Annotated in this window: 16 protein-coding genes and 1 other annotated feature; of the genes, 6 read left to right on the top strand and 10 right to left on the bottom strand. The window is 50.6% G+C overall.

Annotated features, from left to right (window positions below):
• Positions 1-85: 85 nt before the first annotated feature.
• Positions 86-373 (bottom strand) — a binding site (T-box leader).
• Positions 374-791: 418 nt separating this feature from the next.
• The 6 genes from tsaD to ACFVU8_RS25220 form a co-directional block, all read right to left on the bottom strand.
• Entirely contained in the window at positions 792-1,841 is a 1,050-nt protein-coding gene (gene tsaD / locus ACFVU8_RS25195) for a tRNA (adenosine(37)-N6)-threonylcarbamoyltransferase complex transferase subunit TsaD (protein WP_387431002.1), read from the bottom strand.
• Positions 1,838-2,362: a ribosomal protein S18-alanine N-acetyltransferase gene (gene rimI / locus ACFVU8_RS25200; RefSeq protein ID WP_066377428.1), complete on the bottom strand. Its 525-nt coding sequence runs from the start codon at positions 2,360-2,362 to the stop codon at positions 1,838-1,840. Before rimI ends, tsaD begins: the two co-directional genes overlap by 4 nt.
• Entirely contained in the window at positions 2,359-3,231 is an 873-nt protein-coding gene (gene tsaB, locus ACFVU8_RS25205; RefSeq protein WP_387431003.1) for a tRNA (adenosine(37)-N6)-threonylcarbamoyltransferase complex dimerization subunit type 1 TsaB, read from the bottom strand. The genes rimI and tsaB overlap by 4 nt, the downstream gene beginning before the upstream one ends.
• Positions 3,221-3,718, bottom strand: a complete 498-nt coding sequence (tsaE, locus tag ACFVU8_RS25210; protein ID WP_379467233.1) for a tRNA (adenosine(37)-N6)-threonylcarbamoyltransferase complex ATPase subunit type 1 TsaE — start codon at positions 3,716-3,718, stop codon at positions 3,221-3,223. The genes tsaB and tsaE overlap by 11 nt, the downstream gene beginning before the upstream one ends.
• Positions 3,719-4,154: 436 nt before the next feature.
• Positions 4,155-4,337, bottom strand: a complete 183-nt coding sequence (locus tag ACFVU8_RS25215; RefSeq protein ID WP_066377425.1) for an H-type small acid-soluble spore protein — start codon at positions 4,335-4,337, stop codon at positions 4,155-4,157.
• Between the two features lie 33 nt (positions 4,338-4,370).
• Complete coding sequence (locus ACFVU8_RS25220) at positions 4,371-4,559, bottom strand: hypothetical protein (RefSeq protein WP_387431005.1); 189 nt, start codon at positions 4,557-4,559, stop codon at positions 4,371-4,373.
• Between the two features lie 203 nt (positions 4,560-4,762).
• On the opposite strand from ACFVU8_RS25220, the gene ku reads away from it, so the two are divergent.
• The 4 genes from ku (at position 4,763) to ACFVU8_RS25240 (ending at position 10,240) form a co-directional block, all read left to right on the top strand.
• A complete protein-coding gene (ku, locus tag ACFVU8_RS25225; protein ID WP_387431007.1) occupies positions 4,763-5,833 on the top strand; it encodes a non-homologous end joining protein Ku in 1,071 nt (356 codons plus the stop codon).
• A gap of 11 nt (positions 5,834-5,844) precedes the next feature.
• A complete protein-coding gene (locus tag ACFVU8_RS25230) occupies positions 5,845-6,801 on the top strand; it encodes an ATP-dependent DNA ligase (RefSeq protein ID WP_387431009.1) in 957 nt (318 codons plus the stop codon).
• Between the two features lie 12 nt (positions 6,802-6,813).
• Positions 6,814-7,698, top strand: coding sequence for a non-homologous end-joining DNA ligase (ligD, locus tag ACFVU8_RS25235; RefSeq protein WP_387431012.1), 885 nt, complete (start codon positions 6,814-6,816; stop codon positions 7,696-7,698).
• A gap of 193 nt (positions 7,699-7,891) precedes the next feature.
• Positions 7,892-10,240: an S-layer homology domain-containing protein gene (locus ACFVU8_RS25240; protein ID WP_387431014.1), complete on the top strand. Its 2,349-nt coding sequence runs from the start codon at positions 7,892-7,894 to the stop codon at positions 10,238-10,240.
• A gap of 204 nt (positions 10,241-10,444) precedes the next feature.
• On the opposite strand, the gene ACFVU8_RS25245 is transcribed toward ACFVU8_RS25240, so the two are convergent.
• Together ACFVU8_RS25245 and cls are read right to left on the bottom strand one after the other, a co-directional pair.
• The gene (locus tag ACFVU8_RS25245; protein ID WP_379467240.1) at positions 10,445-11,347 is read right to left on the bottom strand and encodes a YitT family protein; all 903 of its coding nucleotides are present in this window, start codon (positions 11,345-11,347) and stop codon (positions 10,445-10,447) included.
• Between the two features lie 162 nt (positions 11,348-11,509).
• Complete coding sequence (gene cls, locus ACFVU8_RS25250; protein ID WP_387431017.1) at positions 11,510-12,940, bottom strand: cardiolipin synthase; 1,431 nt, start codon at positions 12,938-12,940, stop codon at positions 11,510-11,512.
• Between the two features lie 199 nt (positions 12,941-13,139).
• Between cls and ACFVU8_RS25255 the strand changes: the two genes are divergently transcribed.
• Positions 13,140-14,441 (top strand): M23 family metallopeptidase, encoded by a 1,302-nt coding sequence (locus ACFVU8_RS25255; RefSeq protein WP_387431019.1) that lies wholly within the window; start codon positions 13,140-13,142, stop codon positions 14,439-14,441.
• Positions 14,442-14,480: 39 nt separating this feature from the next.
• Positions 14,481-14,927 carry a bactofilin family protein gene (locus ACFVU8_RS25260; protein ID WP_387431021.1) on the top strand — a complete coding sequence of 149 codons (447 nt, stop codon included), beginning with the start codon at positions 14,481-14,483 and terminating at the stop codon, positions 14,925-14,927.
• Positions 14,928-14,937: 10 nt separating this feature from the next.
• Here the strand turns inward: ACFVU8_RS25260 and ACFVU8_RS25265 are convergent, their stop codons facing one another.
• Together ACFVU8_RS25265 and ACFVU8_RS25270 are read right to left on the bottom strand one after the other, a co-directional pair.
• Complete coding sequence (locus tag ACFVU8_RS25265; protein ID WP_379467244.1) at positions 14,938-15,726, bottom strand: ABC transporter permease; 789 nt, start codon at positions 15,724-15,726, stop codon at positions 14,938-14,940.
• Complete coding sequence (locus tag ACFVU8_RS25270) at positions 15,719-16,642, bottom strand: ABC transporter ATP-binding protein (protein ID WP_387431024.1); 924 nt, start codon at positions 16,640-16,642, stop codon at positions 15,719-15,721. The genes ACFVU8_RS25265 and ACFVU8_RS25270 overlap by 8 nt, the downstream gene beginning before the upstream one ends.
• Between the last annotated feature and the right edge of the window lie 93 nt (positions 16,643-16,735).

Genomic DNA, 16,735 nt, shown 5'->3' on the forward strand with positions numbered 1-16,735 from the left:
GGAACTTCCACTCTTCGCGCCCTGTGGATTCGGATGCAGCCACGCTCCATCCGGTCCGCAGGAACGCAAAAACCCGCCGTCTCTTATAAGAGACGGCGGGTTTCCCCTCCGCGGTACCACTCTTGTTGACGCACAGTCGAACAGTATAACATCATCTGCTCGCTGTATGCGTCCAGCTCCTCTTCCCGGCAAGACGCTGAAGTTCGTCCTCATCCTGCGGGAAGGTCCGGTAACGGGGACGAACCGTAACGGCCTACTGTTGTTCAGCCGTTCCGCTCCCGGGCGAGCTTCAAAGATTCTGGTGACTGCGTCGCACCTTACCGCAGCTCTCTGAACACCATCCTCTTTTACTACTCCCGTTCACAGCGTATATTTTTTAGAAAAAACCATACAAAAAAGCCTGCCATCTCATTCAAGAGACGACAGGCTGTTCACCTTCGCGGTACCACTCTTGTTGATACTCCTGATACCGGCTGATCTGCACCGACACTGGAATATCCGCTTAACAGCCAAACAAATCAACCGGACATGCTGTCCTTTCCTTTGTTTGACCACCCTCTCACGGAGGTTAACCGTAACGATGTATGAAAGGCCTGGCGTGCACTGCCAGTCAATCCCTATTCTAGGGTTTCCTTTGTTCCACCGCTCCGCTCCCGGACGAGTTCAGGTCTCCTTCGACTGCGTTGCACCATCCCGCAGCTCTCTTAACCCGGAGTTACCTTACTGCTTCCATTCATTGCGTTTGCGTCAATTTATAATTGAACTGATTATACCCAGACAAGGAACTGAAGTCAATAGGCGGGAACGGACCATTTTTCCAGCGAAAATCCAGGGTCAGCCACCATATCGAGAGGAATGCCACCCTCATGTTTCCATTTTACATAGGCAGCCGCACCGATCATGGCCGCATTGTCCGTGCAATAAACCGGCGGAGGCACAATTAGCTCGATGCCTTCTTTCTCGCAGCGGGCCGTCAGCGCTTCACGCAAGCCTTTATTGGCAGCCACACCACCACAGAGCAGCAATTGTTTGGCACTGTGTGCCCGGACAGCCCGAACGGCTTTCTCGACCAGCACCTCTACAACCGACTCCTGAAAGCCCCGAGCAATTCCGGCCACATTCGGTGTCAGACCTTTCATCTTGCTCTGGTTGACTACATTCAGCACAGCAGATTTCAATCCGCTGAAGCTGAAATCATAAGAATCCGGCTCCAGCCACACTCTAGGCAGCGGCACGACTTCTTCGGCTTCCCGAGCCAAACGATCCACATGAGGCCCCCCTGGATACGGGAACCCTAGTGCACGTGCGACTTTGTCGTAGGCTTCGCCCACCGCATCATCACGAGTGCGGCCAATAATGTTAAAGCGACCTTCCTGCTCCATATGGACCAGCTCAGTATGTCCGCCAGAAACCACCAGTGTCATGCAGGGATACTGCAGTTCAGCAACGAGGCGGTTGGCATAGATATGCCCAGCGATATGATGTGTGCCGATCAGCGGCTTGTTCCAGGCAAGCGTCAGGCTTTTGGCAGCTACTACACCTACCAGAAGCGCCCCCACCAGACCCGGGCCTTGCGTTACAGCGATGGCTGTTAAGTCCTCAGGTGTTACGTTAGCAGCCGACATTGCCTCTTCAATGACGAGCGTCATTACTTCCACATGTTTGCGCGAAGCAACTTCAGGGACTACCCCGCCGAAGGCACGGTGCGTCTCGATCTGGCTAGAGATGATGTTGGACAACACCTCATTGCCGTCCTTAACCACAGCCACTGAGGTTTCATCACAGCTTGTCTCAATTGCCAATATAATCACAGGCTGAATTGCACCCGTTTCAGTCTTCATTTATGGTCCACGCTTCCTTCCAAAATGCTTCGCTCCTCGTAAGCCGGCAAGTCGGCCCACATAATGAGCGCATCCTCACGGTTATCGGAGTAATAACCTTTACGGGTACCCGCCGAGCGGAAGCCTTTTTTGCGGTACAAATTCTGGGCAATTTCATTGGTTACCCTGACCTCAAGCGTGATGGACTGCATGCCTAAAAAAGCTGCCGTTCTCATCAGCTCGTCCAGCAGGCGTTCTCCCCATTTGCGGCCCCTATAGGCCTCCAGCAGGGCGATGTTCGTCACATGGGCCTCATCCACGATTGCCCACATTCCAGCATAACCGATAATATGACCGGCCAGCTCCATCACCATATATTTGGCAAAATGATTGTGTGTCAGCTCGTTGCGGAAGGCTTCCTCCGTCCACGGCATAGTGAAGGCTTCCCGTTCGATAACCAGAATATCGGGAATATCCTCCACCTTCATCAGGCGAAAAACAAGACCGTCTCCCTGCCCTCTTACTGACTCCGCTTCCGTCATCGTTTATTTATGCTCCCTTCTCTGCTTAACCGCAGATTGGCTTCCGCTTCCGAAAGCTGGGTATAGTTAGGTATGATGCTGTGCAGGTCGTCGCTCTCTCCCTGCATCAGTCTTGCTTCGCCGAGCAGTCCTGCCCAGCGTCCTTCCAATTCATAAGGCACCGCCTCTAAGCCCGCGGCCCCTTGCAGCGGCCGCAGCGATTCTTCGCTGGCATGCAGCGCCGTCTCGCCGACAAACCAGAGCCTGCGCGGTTTGGTGCCTGACGCAGCAGCCTCTTCCAGCCGTTCGCCGAGTTGCTGCACCCAATCCGCCATCAGGCGGATGGCGTCCGGCTCCAGGCGAACCGGCGCACCGCTGTCAGCAGCTGCGAACAGCGCCGTATAGGCTTGCCCGCGACGGGCATCCAGCAGCGGGATGATCCAGTCCGGGCCATAGGTACCGGCCCCGGACTCCGCTGGAACGCCGGCATCGGCATCGCTGCCGGCGTTATCCTGCCGGTTCGCCGCAGCCTCCCCGGCGAGACCGGCCTTCCAGCCGCCCCATGCCAAGGCATGCAGGCTGGACACACCGGCCACGGGCAGTTTCCAAGCCCAGGCCAGTGTCTTGGCAGCGGTCACGGCTATACGCGTTCCGGTATAGGAACCCGGCCCAATGCCAACCGATATACCAGCCAGGCTGGCAGGGTCCGTTCCCGATGCCGCCAGCGCCTGCTGAATAATCGGCAGCAGGTGAACGGAATGATTCCGTTCGCCGGATGCGTTAATCTCATGCAGCACGGCACCTCCTTCTGTGACGGCAACCCCCAGTGTGGCCGTCGATGTATCAAGCGCCAAAAACCGCTTGCGCGGCTTTACATTTTCATTCGTCATTCTTCTTAACCCCGTTCTGTTCCAGAGTCCGGCACCATTCATCATAAGGCGCGCCGGTTCCCGTTACCGTGATGATACGTTCGTCCGGGCCAACCGTCTCCATGTATATATGCAAATGCCGCGGAGGCATCAGCTCGGCGATGATACTGCTCCACTCCACGAGGCAAACTCCCTGCCCGTAGAAATATTCATCCAGACCCAGCTCGTCCGCTTCCTGAACCGAAATCCGGTATACATCCATGTGGTACAGCGGCAAACGCCCCGCATACTCCTTGATGATTGTAAATGTAGGGCTGTTGACGATGCCCTCTACGCCCAGATGACGGGCAAAGCGTTGGGAAAAAGCGGTCTTTCCAGCTCCCAGATCGCCGTCCAGTCCGATTACGGTACCAGGTACCGATGCAGCCGCCAGAGCAGCAGCAAGCCTCTCTGTATCCTCCAGGCTGCAGGAATGGTATTTGAGCACCGATTCGACATTATTGTCCAACTTCAATACCACCTTTGAATAAGTCCGTAATCGTCAGATTACCCAAGAAATCTGTCGAAGTACAATACAATTAATTATATCGGTATGATTGTTTTACCGCAACAACGGTGTCATTTTTGAGATTCGTAAGTAGAAACGGCTTTGCCGTCCTTTAAGGGACGGTATCCGTTTCAGCGAGAAATATAAGGATAATTTAAAGCGTAAAACATATAAATTCATATATTTACAAAAAGGCCCTTGCCCACAAAAGGGGCAAAAGGCCTGGAGCAGATCAAGCCGTTAGACAGCAAGATACTGTTCTTTACTGGGTAGTTCTTCACCACGTAATTCTTCACCATGTAGTTCTTTACAACGCAGTTCTTTATTACAAAGTTCTTTATTACAAAGTTCTTTATCCCGCTCTCATTATTACGACGTTCCTTGTATAACTAATTCCTTAACGCTTCTCTTCCAGTCGTTCCACGCCAACGGTATGCGTATTGGTCGGACGTGACCCCACCTGCACGGTAGCCATGCCGTTCTCGGCATCCACATGCTCAATCCAGACCGGCTCGCCGTCCAGATGAACCGAAATCATTTCCTTCGAAGCATAAATATCCTTAGCCCGTTGTACATCCATGTCATGTCCTCCTCCCTTGTGAAATTGGATCATTTACGCTTTATCCTTTTGTTTCGTGGTCGGCGGGACTTCGCCAATGGTCTGCTCTGCATCCAACTTGTCCGCATCCGCGCTATCCTCATTCTCTGGCGTGTTCGACGTGACGGCATTCCAGTCGACTACCTCTGCAGGAATGTCCTGCTCACTCAAGCTGTCGCTCCACTCGTTCCAAGATTTGCCCATCTTTTCCCCTCCGCCGTACGTCATATCAGCACGCTAATTGCTGAATTACAGCCGCTTGCCTGACCTTATTTTTTCCCATGGTTCACAAAAAATGCATCCGGCTAGAAAAACGCATCCAGCCTAATACTAAGCCAAAGCAAATCCATGCCCTTATGCTCTTATAACATTAAAAGCAGCAAGATAATTGTTCAGGAGGCGATATCATGCATACCGTTTGGAAAGGAGCCATCAGCTTCGGACTTGTACATGTTCCGGTCAAAATGTTCTCCGCTACGGAGGATAAAGACATCTCGCTGCGTTACATTCATAAAGAATGCGGCAGCCCGCTGTCATATGTGCGCAAATGCCCGGTCTGCGACAAGGAGGTCGCCTGGGAGGAGATCGGCAAGGGTTACGAATATGAGAAAGGTAAGTTTGTCACCTTCGATAAGGAAGAGCTTGAGCAATTGAACGAAGAAAGCAGTAAGAACATTACCATTCTCGATTTCGTCGATTTGACGGAGATTGACCCGATTTATTTTCAAAAAACATACTACCTCTCTCCCGATCAGGCTGGAGGCAACGCTTACCGGCTATTGATGGAAGCTATGCGGCAGACGGGCAAAATCGGCATCGCCAAAATCTCCATTCGCTCCAAGAGCAGCTTGGCAGCGATTCGGGTGCTGGAGGAATGCATTGCTATTGAGACGATTTTTTACCCTGACGAGGTACGTCCGGCTTCTCAAGTTCCCAATTTGCCGGGTGCCGGTGCCGTGAACGACAAGGAACTGGAAATGGCCAAGCTGCTGATCTCCCAGCTGTCCACGCCGTTCGACCCGTCCAAATATACGGACGATTATCGCCAGCGAATGCAGGATCTCATCTCGCACAAGATTGCGGGTGAGGAGTTTCATATTGCACCTACCAAGCAAGAGAGCAATGTAATCGACCTGATGGCCGCACTCCAGGCCAGTATCGAGGCTGTTCAGCATGTTCCTACAGATCCTGGACCCTCCTTGTCCGGCACCAAGAAAACGAAGACTGCCGGTACGGGTAAAAGAAAAACGGCAAAGACCTCAGCGGCGGAACCTGCGGTTACGCCTCTGGCCGGAGCTGCTTCATCCGTCGGGACTTCCCCTATGGCTACGCCTCCAGCCGGTGCCACACCATCTGTTGAAAATTCTCCTTCTGCAACAGCCGCAACGGCCGGAGCTCCGAAGGTCGGCCCCATCCCGGTCATCGCACCGACTAAGACTAAGCGCCGCAGCGCTAAGTCTAAAGAAACGATTTCTTAGAGGACCGGCAGATGAAGCTGAAGCCTGTGATCCCCTTCGAGCCCATACTAGCCGATCAGCTTCCGCAGGGTAACCAGTGGATTGCCCAAATCAAATGGGATGGCGTTCGCATGCTGTCCTATTATGACGGGAATAGCACCGAACTGGTTAACAGGCGTGGGAACCGCCGCACGCTCCAGTATCCCGAGCTTGCGGATGCTGCTGCTTATTGTAAAGCAAATTCAGTCATTCTGGATGGCGAGATTATCGCCCTCAGCGGCGGCAAGCCTTCTTTTCACGAGGTCATGCGGCGGGACAGTCTGCGGACAGAAGGCACAATCCAAGCTGTAAAACGGCAGGTGCCAATCATGTATATGGTCTTTGACATCCTGTACTGCAATGGCTTGTGGCTGCTCGACCAGCCGTTGCATAAGAGGCAGCAGCTTTTGGCTGACATGCTGCTGCCTCATCCACATGTACAGAGTGTTCCCAGTTATACCAATCCGGCAGAACTGTTCAGTGCTGCCCAAAAGGGCGGGCTGGAGGGCATAGTCTGTAAGGACATCGACAGTACCTACGCCTTGAGTGGCAAGGACAAGCGCTGGCAAAAGCGCAAAATCATTCAGGATCTTGTTGCGGTTGCCGGAGGTGTGACCTTCCGTGACGGGATGGTCAACGCGCTGCTGCTCGGCCTGTATGACGATGAGAGCAAACTGCATTATATTGGCCATGCTGGTGCAGGCAAGCTGACCGTACAGGATTGGCGGGAGCTTACCCGGTATGCCCATGAATCGGCAGCTCCAACCATGCCTTTTGCCGCGCTGCCCCAGCGGAGCAAAACTGCCTTCTGGATCATGCCGCAGCTTTGCTTCAAGATCCATTTTCTAGAGTGGAATACGTCAGGAACACTCCGCCAGCCTGTCATTCAGGCCCAGGTGGATATTCCACCACAGGATTGCCTGTTAAGTCAGCGGGGAAATAAAGCCTAAGGAGGGTCCAGCATGCCCACTGCAGTCAAAGGCTCCATCACAGTAGACGGGCAGGAGATCATCATCACTAATCCCGACAAGCCGCTGTGGCCTGAGGTCGGCATCACCAAGAAGCAGTATCTGCAAAAGCTTGCCGCGCTCTCTCCCTATCTGCTCCGTTACTGCCGGGACCGGCTGCTGACCGTTATCCGCTATCCGCATGGCGTAACCGGCATGTCTTTTTATCAAAAGAACGCGCCTGAGCCACTCCCGCCATTCGTCCGGACCTTCAACCACGACGACATTACTTATATTACCTTGCAGGGCTTGCCTGAACTGCTCTGGCTCGGCAATCTCGCAGCGCTGGAGTTTCATCCGTCCTTACACCTTGCGGGCAGCACGTTGCCCTGTGAATGGATGATTGATTTGGACCCTTCCCGCGAAGAGGAGCCGCGCATTATGGAAGCAGCTTCGATTGTAGGTAAGGTGCTGAAATCCCTTGGCCTCACCTCAGTTCCCAAAACTTCCGGGGCAACCGGCGTTCAGATTATCGTTCCGATTAACCCGGGCGTGACCTTTGACGATCTTCGAACGGTAGGCCATTTTGTCGGACGTTTTGTGACCGAAAAGCACCCGGAGCTGTTCACACTGGAACGGCTGAAAAAGCATCGTGGAGATCGGATTTATTTTGACTATCTTCAACATTACAGCGGAAAAACCCTATCAGCGCCCTATACCCCCAGAGCTCGTCCGCTCGCAACCGTCTCAACACCTCTGACCTGGGAAGAAGTTGAACGAGACGTTTCTGTTACCGATTATCATCTGCTCAACATTGAAGAACGCCTTACCCAGACGGGTGACTTGATTGCCAGCGTGCCCCCACAGCCGGTTGAAGTCATTGTACGGCAGCTTTCCTAAAAAGCATAAAAATCAAGAAGCCCTCCTTAAAAATGGGGGCTTTTTTGCATTTCATTTTCAGGGCAAAAATAAGTTTCCTACTAGGGATTGTCCAGAATACGTTCAGCAGCGAGTTGTACAATTAGCCGTGCAAATATTGTCGACTTTTCGAGGGAATTGTCGCATGTAGCAATTTTAAGGGGGAAAGAAGGCTATGAGTAAGAAACAATCGTTAAAGAAGAAATCAATAGCTATGTTATCTACCACTGTGCTGCTTGGTACTTTAGTACCTCACGCATTTGCTTCGGCATCGTTTACTGATATCTCTAATTCTTACGCGAAAGATGCCATCTTAGAATTAGTGGACAAAGGGATTATAAATGGAACAACGGATAGCAAATTTAACCCGGCTGGCTTGATTTCCAGACAAGACTTCGCCATTATTCTGGCGAAAACGCTGAATCTTGATCTGACTTCCCCACCTGCCTTAGCTACGTTTAGTGATGTACCAAATAATTCATACGCTTTCAATGCTGTGGAAGCTGCTGTAAAGGCAGGACTCGTGAAAGGCATAGGTGGGGAACTATTTGGGGCAGCGAATACGCTGACCCGTGAACAAATGGCTGTTATTTTTATGAATGCCTTAGCTGTTGACATCACGGGAAAAGGCAAAGACTTAACCTTCAGTGACACATCTTCCATCTCTGCTTGGGCTAAGGATTCCGTCGCCGCTGCACTGGAATTAAACTTAATGAGAGGTAACCCTGACGGTTCCTTCCGGCCGAAGAGCAGCGCACTTCGTCAGGAAGTTGCTCTAGTGGCTTCTAAATTCCTGGTCGAAAAATCTAAACAGGATGCCGAGAACCCGAGCCAGCCAGCAACACCGGAACCGGTATTAGGGGTGGTCGTTCCACAATCTACACCTACTACCACAAGCACTAACAGCAGCAATTGGACTTCGCCAACGCCGGCGGCACCTGAGCCGACGCTGACGCCAACTCCAACATCGACTCCGACTCCAACACCGGCGCCAACACCAACGCCGACACCAATACCAACACCAACACCAACACCAACACCGACTCCAACGCCGACACCGACATCGACTCCAACGCCGACACCGACTCCAACGCCGACTCCGGTCTACGAGACATCGTCTGCGTTTGCACTTAGTAAAAGAATCTACAATAGCAACTTCACGGAACAGCCAAAAACATTTACAGTTAGCGATGGTGTTAATACAGCTACGATCACAGCAGATCAAAACTATGAGGATATGAGAGATTTTGTGCGCGTCTTAAATGCGGCTTTGGCAGAAGGTCATGTGAACGCCAAGGCATCGGTCGTTGATTTATTTAGCTTTAAAATTGTCTCAGATGTGACGGGACCAGATGCTGTTCTTTATTTCGGAGGCGAAGATGCGTCATATGCGTTTAGGAAAGAGGAGTATCGCGGATCAAATCTATCCGGCATAAACGAAGCTCCGACCATTCAGGATTTGCAGATTATTTCACGAGATGAGCCTACTGTGGGAGATCGACTCCTTGCTGATTTTGACTATATTGACGTAGAGAACGATGAGGTTGATTCCTTGAATTATCAATGGTATCGTTCTGAATCCATGGAAGCTAACAAGACAGCTATCTCTGGAGCCACCAATCAATATTATCAATTGACCGATGAAGATCTTGGAAGCTATATCACACTTGAGGTTACGCCTATAGCCAAAACGGGAACGATGACAGGAACCACTGCTACCAAAACATTGAATCAGATCATCAAATCAAATGTGCCAACGGTCGATATCTCACAATTTGAAGTGATTGATAACTACAAGGGTGAACAGGATCAAATTAGAGGCTTGACTGGCGCAGTTAGTGAACCGGACGCTGTAGTAAAGGCTTATCGCTGGGAGGATCTTAACGAGAACGGCATCGTGGATGAAGAGGACCATGTAGGCGCTCCTGTTACTCTCGGCCTAAGCCAAGAAGACGGATCACTCCCTGCCGCCAATATCGGAGATCTGGATGCAAGTGGATACAGCTATATCCTTACCTCCACGAATGATGATGGTAAAGAGTCTCCACTCGATGCTGAACATGCCTTTACATTTACTTTGCAAAAAGGAGCTCGTCCAGCCGTACCAACACTGCCTTCAACTTATTATGGGTTTCCTGACCCAGCCGCGTTCGTACCCTCCAAGTCATTTTTAGCAGGATCTCTTCCATTCTTGATCCGCTTTGACTATGTTACGGGAGAAGCTTATTCGAATGGAATCCTGGAAGTTTCAATGGAAGGTCTGACATTCAACACAAATGATCTTATATTCGTGAACGGGTGGAGAAATATAACCTCGGATCAATTAAGTAATGATGGGCACACCCTCACTATTAAAAACATAACAGGTCCTTCGCAGGACATCGCCTTCGAACTCCATAATAAACGAGTTCCGTCTACCGGGGATTACCTTATTCGCTTTAGAGCAGATGCCGATGGCATTGGAACCCAAAAGTCCTTTTCCGAAGAACAACAAATCACACTGAGATCCGTGCAACCGTCATAATAACACTATAACAACACAAAAAAGCGCAAGCCCCAGGATGCAGTATCCCTTTCAGCTTGCGCTTTTTCTCATGCCTTTAATAAAAAATCTAGAAGGTATTCTATATAAGAATACGGCACATATAGATGGTTCCGCCGTATTTATTGAGCGATCGTTCGTAAATATACCTTCTTTCAGTGAGTTAAAGCCCGCACCCGAGCTTCGCTAATGGATGGATTTTTTCTTAAAGCGTCCACCCTTGACATCATGGATATTACCGATCGCAACGAATGCGTCAGAATCCCAATCCTCTACAATGGCTTTCAGCTTAGCTTCTTCCAGACGAGTAATAACAACAAAGATCACTTTCTTGTTCTCGCCGGAGAAACCGCCTTCTCCATCCAAATAAGTAACACCACGCCCAAGGCGCTCTGTCAGCGCTTCTCCGATATCACGGAATTTCTCGCTGATAATCCATACCGACTTCGACTGATCCAAACCTTCAAGTGTAATATCAATCAATTTGAACGCTATATAATAGGCAATAAGTGAGAACATTGCATTATTCCAGCCGAACACAAAGCCTGCACCCGATAGAATAAACAAGTTAAAGAACATTACAACTTCGCCTACAGAAAACGGTAGTCTCTTGGCAACCAGAATCGCCACAATTTCCGTACCATCCAGCGATCCACCATAACGGACAACCAGCCCGACGCCTACGCCCAGAATGATACCGCCAAAGACGGCAGCCAGCAGTGGATCCGAGGTGAAAGGTTTCACAGGATGCAGCAACTGGGTTCCTATGGACATCAGGACTACGGCAAATAAAGTGGACAAAGCGAACGTTTTACCGATTTGCTTATAGCCGATCAACAGAAATGGAAGGTTAAGCAGCGTCAACAGAATACCGAGGGGAATATCAAAGATATGCGACAGCATGATCGAGATCCCTGTAATACCACCGTCAATCATCTGATTCGGGACAAGGAATATCTCCAGTGCAACCGACATCATCGCTGCCCCTATGGCCAGCATAACAACTCGTTGCGCGAGCTTCGCCGTTTTGATTGCTCCGGACTTTTGTGGTCTGCCTTCTTTCGCAAACAGTTCTTGACTCACATTCATAGAACTCCCCCTACAATTACAGTATAATTTTGAAACATAAGTTATGAGGTTCATCTCTTACATTTCTGATTTGTACACTTTATTATATCATAAATAAACGTTCCATAATGAATGCTTCCTGTAAAAAACGTTCAAGAATTTTGTTGTTTGTCACTTTTCCTGTCATAGAAGTGGTGATAACAACTGACAAATACCCTCGCCCAGCTTGACAAGCCGGCCTCTCTCTCTAAATTGCTCCGGATTTATGAACTCACTGTGCTTCAAATCCCGCTGAAATCCATCTGCAACCGCTGATATAGCTTTAAGGTCCAGCAGCACTGCTGTCAGCTCAAAATTGGAGTAGAAGCTCCGCATATCAAGGTTTACGCTGCCCACCGCAGCCAGCAATTCGTCGGCTACCATGATTTTGGCATGCATGAACCCCTTGGTATAGCGGTAGAATTTCACGCCTGCATCTTGCAGATTCTCCAAATAAGACAAAGATGCATAATAAACTACCCAGTTGTCTGGCTTCGCCGGGATAACAATCCTGACATCAACCCCTTTGAGCACTGCACTCTTCAGCGCCCGGCAAATGGCGGGATCAGGAATAAAGTATGGCGTGGAAATCCAAATCCGACTCTTCGCAGCGCACAGGGCTCCAAAATACATCTCTTGCGAGGCATCCATTTGACCATCCGGTCCACTCGGCACAATCTTCACTGCCTCTTCCCCCACGCAGGCATGAACCGGAAACAGACGGGGATGGCTTACTCCTTCACCGGAGGCCAGCTTCCAGTCCTTTAAGAAGACGTATTGTATAAAATAAACGGCGTCCCCCTCCAGACGCAGCTGTGTGTCGCGCCAGTAGCCTATTTTGGGATCCCGGCCGAGATACTCGTCCCCCACATTCATCCCGCCGGTAAACCCCACTAATCCATCTATGATCAAGAGTTTACGGTGATTGCGGTAATTGAAACGCCCTTCCAGCAGCGAGAGCAGTGGCGGCAAAAAGAAATGTACCTCGACACCGGCTCTGCGCAGCGTCTGGATATATCTGCGGCTTAGGGCATGACTGCCCATCCCATCACACAACAGGCGTACCTTAACCCCTTGCCGGGCTTTGCGAATCATCACATCCTGGAACCGATCTCCAATCTCATCGTCCCGAAAGATATAGAATTCCATATGAATATGCTCACGGGCGTCTTCCATCGCTTCCAGCATGGAGGTGTAAGCTTCTTCCGTGCTGGAAAGTAGCCGAGTGGTATTACAGCCGGTAATCGGGCTTTTGGACAGTCCAGAAAGCAGAGATAACAGCTCTCTTTGCTGGGCGAACTCCGGGTTCCCGCACTCCTCCAGCTTTTTGACTACACGGCTTTTGCCGGAGACATGAGCGTGTATTTCAGGCTGCCGGGTAATGCACTTCCGGCTCAATGAACGTTTTCTCCGAAAATCGCGCCCTAGCGCATAATAGAAAAGCAACCCTAGCGGGGGGCAGCAAAAAGTGAGGAACATCCAGGCTACTGCCCGCTGCGGGCGCCTAAATTCAAGCAGCAGAATTACAGCCAGCTGAACAATAAAGAGAACTAGAATTATGGCAAGTACCTTCATACAGCCGACTCCCCCTCAGTAATTAGAGCACAGCCACTGCGGCCAAAGCTCTTCTTTTTTTCAACAAACCATTGTCATGTTCCCGAAAGATATGGAATACATAGAGTAATAGGACAAATCGGATAGAACTGCGGAACGATCCACTGCCTGCCCGCAGCAAAACAGGAGCGGCTGCCTAAAGCCGCAGGAAGGAGACGCTATGAAAAGTCAGCCAGATAAGAGCGGGATTACACTGCTCGTTGTCCGGGATGCCGGGCGTCCGGTCCGACAGCTTCAGCTATCCAGGCCGATGGCGTTGGCCCTGCCGGCTGCAGCCGCTCTATCTATCTCCAGTCTGGTCACCTCCATGCATTTTCATGCATCGAAGTCGATTGCCGAACTGGAAGCAGAAGCTGCTGCGCTGTCCTTGAATAATCTTCGTATGGAAATGCAGGTCGCGGACAAAGACCAGACATTAATCCACCTGCGCAGTCAGGTCTCGGAATTGTCGGAGGAAGCTGAGAATATCAGGGACCGGTTAAAGAATGTAAGTGAACTGGAGAAGCAACTGCAGTCTCTTCTGGACAAAGAGAAAACTACGCCAGCTGGTGCACCGTCCGCAGCAGCCTCAGGGAGTCGTTCTGGAATGAATAACGATAATTCTGTTGCTTCCAATGCGAATTCTTCCTCTGCTGCTATTGCGAGCAAAGGAAGCTCTGCCTCAGCTGCAGTGGAACTCACCTCCGCCTCCAAGGCTACTGTCAACTCGGTCAGTAAGACAGCGGGCATTCGTCAAGAGGATTCATCCACTACTACAGCATCCTCTGTAATTTTCGTACCGGAGCCTGCTAACTCTCCCGCTTCCACCGCTATCCGTTTCCGGATCGGAGCCATGAGCGGCATCATTGGCGATACGGTAACTCCACAGGTAGGCGGTGAATATATCGCCGTGCACCAGAATGATCCTTTTCAGCTGATAGAGGATACCAAGGATGATTTCGAGGAAATTCACAGTATCCTGGATGAAATGCTGGGCCGGATCTCCAATACCATTCATCAGGCTAAAGAAGCCAGCACCCAAGCAGCCCAGAAACAAGCCAAACAAGTGGAGGCCCAGAAGCAAAAACTGGATTCTGGGGTAACGTGGCCGACGCTCTCCAAAGTCATCTCTTCGAATTTCGGCTACCGCTCTGATCCTTTCAAAAGTGTATCTGCCTTCCATTCCGGGATCGACATCGCGGCTAAAACCGGAGATCCCGTCTTTGCTGCCCTCTCTGGCGAAGTTGTCGCAGTGGATCAGCAGAGCGCCAGAGGTAAATATATTGTCGTCAAACACCCGAACGGATTGGAAACATGGTATATGCATCTTAGCGGAATGAACGTCTCTCCTGGAGAGAAAGTAGCCAAGGGACAAAAAATCGGACTGGTAGGCAGTACCGGTCGCAGCACCGGTCCCCACCTTCACTTTCAAGTAGTCAAACAGAACAGCCCGGTGAACCCGCTGACCTATGTAAAACCTTAAAACTGTGTATTCAGGCCATATGGAATGGGAGGAAATAAAATGTGGAACAAACGAGGAAAAGCTACACCCATCAAGTCTACAGATTCATTGATCGGGCACGGAGGCACCCTGGAAGGAAAGGTACATTGCGACACCAATTTACGGATTGAAGGGACCTTCAGCGGAGAGATTGAGTGCAGCGGTACAGTCACTGTGGGCGAACAGGGAACTGTTCGCTCCAGCATTACTGCGGAGGAGGTTATTATTGCCGGAAAAGTATACGGTGATGTCACCGCGAACCGCAGGCTCATCATGACGGGCAGTGGCCAGCTGCATGGCAATATTTCAGCCGCCACGCTTAACATTATGGAAGGCAGCCTCTTGAACGGTTCGGTAGACATGAAACAGCCCGCCCCGGAATCAGCGGGCGGGCAAGAACAGCAGGCAAAGCCGGACAAGACCGCCGCACGTGCTGCCAAAGCGCAGAATGCACGTGAAGCTGGATGATCGCTTGGGCCTAAGCCGCTACATCCCGCTTGCGGAACACAATCCAGGAGATCAGCAGGAACAGCAAATAATACGCAGCCAGCACGGCAATCGAGAAGCCTAGTGTGACTCCTCCGGGACCAACATCCGAAGACAGATATACCCGCAGGTCCATGTGGGTAAACAGCAGATACTTCGCCCACTCATATCGGTCTGGGTTGAAGATGATCACAATCAGATTTTTGGCAAATATAATAAACAACGATAGACCGATAGCCAGGCCGCTGGCCCGGAATACACTGGATACCATAAAGGCCAGCGTCGCGGTCAAGAACAACTCAACATAACGGAACAACAAATCCATAAAGGAATAGGCTGAAGGACTCCAGCCCGTCAGGGAAGTCATAACGTCTCCCGTTTGAGAAGAGAACAGGTATGCAGAGCCCAGACCAAACGCAATCAGCACCACTGTACTTAGCAGACTGAATAACACCATGGAAATGTATTTGGATAGCAGTATTTTAGAACGGCTCCACGGGCGAATCAATAACAGCTTGATGGTCCCCCAGGAGAATTCGCCCGCTATGGAGTCTGAGGCCACAACAACTGTAAATATTGTATTCAGGAAAAAGGCCACACTCACAGTCATTTGGAAGGTCTCCCAAAGCCCCATGAGATGACTCTTGTCACTAGCTGAGAAGTAGAACAACACTGGCATCAGTGCACTCATAACTGCCAGAATCAACAGCATCACCCAGGTACGCGCTCTGCTGTAAATTTTGATATTCTCATTATGTATGAGTCCCGTGAATTTACCCAATGCCTTCACCTCCGGTCATTTCCAAGAATTGATCTTCCAGCGAACGGGACAAGGCCCTAATTCCGTACACCTTAACCCCACCCTTGACCAGCAGCTCATTCAAAGCCGGAATTTCCTCGCGTGTCACTTCCAGCACAAGGCCTCCATCCTTTACAATCCCCCGGCCAACCAAGGCCATCGCAGTTTCCGCTTGATCCACTTCGAACAAGGTTTCTGCCGCCGCTACCACTGTATCGCCTACGTTCTTCAGCTGTCTAACATCCACCAGCCGGCCATTTTGAATAATGGCTACACTATCACACATTAATTCCATCTCGGAGAGCAAATGGCTGGATACGAAAACCGTCGTCCCCTCCTGCTGACATAACCGGCGCAAGTAATCCCGCAACTCGCGAATGCCCTGAGGATCCAGTCCATTAGTCGGCTCGTCCAAAATCAACAGCTTCGGCCGATGCAGCAGTGCCTGGGCCACACCCAGCCGTTGCCGCATTCCCAGGGAATAGGTTTTCACCTTATCATGGATTCGGTTATCAAGCCCTACCAGCTTTATGACCTCATCGATCCGCTGCTTCGTTACGCCGCTTACCATTCTCGCGTATTGGCGGAGATTCTGATATCCAGTCAGGAATTTGTACATCTCCGGATTCTCAACGATAGCACCGACATGGGACACCGCTTCTTCAAAATGATCTTTAATGCTTCGGCCGCAGATCAAAATATCCCCTCGGCTGATCGAGATTAAGCCTACCATCATCCGAATCGTAGTCGTTTTACCAGCGCCATTCGGCCCCAGAAAACCGAAGATTTGGCCTGCCGGGATATCCAGTGTCAGATCGCTTACCAGCGTCTTAGAGCCGATTTTTTTGGTCACACCCTGTAGCCTGGCAACCGGTTCGGCAAGTTCTGTCGTCAGCATAGTCTCACTTCCTCTCTCGTATAGAAATACCTTTTCTTTTCTAATTAACCATTCCAGTGTACCACATATCTTATTTTCCCTAAAAATGTAATA

This window comes from Paenibacillus sp. NPDC058177, from assembly GCF_042883835.1.
GTDB lineage: Bacteria > Bacillota > Bacilli > Paenibacillales > Paenibacillaceae > Paenibacillus_AQ > Paenibacillus_AQ agri.